Annotated in this window: 2 protein-coding genes and 1 pseudogene; 2 read left to right on the plus strand and 1 reads right to left on the minus strand. The window is 63.8% G+C overall.

Annotation, left to right across the window (positions count from 1 at the left end; translation table 11 throughout):
- Nucleotides 1-592: 592 nt before the first annotated feature.
- Nucleotides 593-952 carry a helix-turn-helix domain-containing protein gene (locus tag V3W47_RS19605; RefSeq protein ID WP_331826921.1) on the plus strand — a complete coding sequence of 120 codons (360 nt, stop codon included), beginning with the start codon at nucleotides 593-595 and terminating at the stop codon, nucleotides 950-952.
- Complete coding sequence (locus V3W47_RS19610; protein ID WP_331826922.1) at nucleotides 939-1,535, plus strand: IS630 family transposase; 597 nt, start codon at nucleotides 939-941, stop codon at nucleotides 1,533-1,535. Before V3W47_RS19605 ends, V3W47_RS19610 begins: the two co-directional genes overlap by 14 nt.
- 8 nt (nucleotides 1,536-1,543) lie before the next feature.
- On the opposite strand, the pseudogene V3W47_RS19615 reads toward V3W47_RS19610, so the two are convergent.
- Nucleotides 1,544-1,671, minus strand: a pseudogene (locus V3W47_RS19615) (IS3-like element ISDds1 family transposase); the annotation flags it as partial.

Genomic DNA, 1,671 nt, shown 5'->3' on the forward strand with positions numbered 1-1,671 from the left:
GGGCTGCTGCACGGCGGGCAGTCTTCGAGTCCACCCTCGGTCTTCTCCCACCGCCAGCGACGCCATGCCACGCTCGGGGACTTGACGCCCCTGGCGTTCGAGCGCCAAGCTACAGCCGCTTAACTTCTGCTGATGCTGTCGAATTCAGCCACTCCGGGGTCTCCCGCAGCTTGCGTGCAGCAGGGTCAGGCGAGAAGGACGCGCTGCCGAAGCAGGTCGAATTTCGCTCGGCCGAACATCTGGCGCTTGATCATCTTGAGTCGGTTCACCTACCCCTCGGTCTGACCGTTGCTCCAGGGAGACTCGATGGTGCCACAAATGGCGGAGAAGTCGTTCTGGAAGCTGCGCGCCAGACTTGGATGTCGGGCAAGCCCGTGTCCTGTGCCTTCTCGATCCACGAGGTCAGGAGCGCAGCTCCTGACCTCGGCGCGTCTCTCAGCCAGCCCGGCACGTCCTGTACCACCTGGTAGAGTTCCTGCCCACGTGGCACCCGATTCAACACCGCCTGCAACCGGCGGGTCTCCGTCTCTGAGCGCCTGTCCGGTCGCATAGGGCGGGGCGCAGAAAGGTTGCCGGAGGAGTAGGGTGGGGTATGAAGCCGTATGCCCAGGATTTGCGGCAGCGAGTGATGGCCCGGTTACAGGCGGGGGACCGGGTGAAGGTGGTCGCGCAGCGGTACAACGTGGACCCGCGAACGGTGGAACGCTGGCGTGAACGCCAGCGGGAAGAGGGACATGTCCTGCCTCGTGCCATCCCTGGACGCCCCCGGAAGCTCGACGCCGCTCTGGAGCAGCACTTGGCCGAGCAGAGCGACCGTCATCCTGACGAGACGTTGCCTCAGCATCCCCAGCGTCTGGCGCAAGAACGGCAGGTACGGGTGTCACGTCAAACGGTGGGACGGGCGTTGCTGCGCCAGGGACGGACGAGAAAAAAAGACCTTGTACGCCAGTGAACGGGATGAACAGGTGCGCCAGGAGTGGCGCACGGCAATGCAGCAACAACCGGGAGAGGACCTGGTGTTCGTGGACGAGAGCAGTACGCATGTGGCGATGACTCCGCTGTATGCACGAACTCTGCGAGGGAAGCGCGCCTACGGCGCGGTCCCCCGCAACAAAGGTGCCAACATCAGCCTGTTGGCGGCGCTGACTTCCAGCGGGATGACCGCAGCCATGACGGTGCCTGGAGCTGTGGATGGCTTGGTCTTCGAGCGCTACATCGAGTACGTCCTGATTCCTGAGCTGTCTCGGGGTCAGACGGTTGTGATGGACAATCTCAGTGTACACAAGAATGCACGCGTCGCGCAGCTCCTGCACGACCACGGCTGTACTCTGCGGTTCCTCCCGACCTATTCACCGGACCTGGCCCCCATCGAAGGAGGGTTCGGCAAGGTCAAGACGCTCGTCCGCCGTGACCAACCCAGAACCAGACAAGAGCTCGACCAATCGATTGGTCGAGCTCTTGCCGCTGTTTCCCCTCAAGATGCACAGGGCTGGTTCAAACGGTGCGGCTACCTCCTCCCCCGGCAACCCTTATGAGCACCGCCCTAAGCGGCTGTAGCTTGGCGTTCGAACGCCAGGGGCGTCAAGTCCCCGAGCGTGGCGTGGCGTCGCTGGCGGTGGGAGAAGACCGAGGGTGGACTCGAAGACTGCCCGCCGTGCAGCAGCCCGGTTC

Origin of the sequence: Deinococcus sp. YIM 134068, assembly GCF_036543075.1 — a bacterium.
Classification (GTDB): Bacteria; Deinococcota; Deinococci; order Deinococcales; family Deinococcaceae; genus Deinococcus; species Deinococcus lichenicola.

Coding starts and splice junctions, on each gene's coding strand:
- V3W47_RS19605 (WP_331826921.1), top strand. CDS start 593: ATGAAGCCGTATGCCCAGGATTTGCGGCAGCGAGTGATGGCCCGGTTA.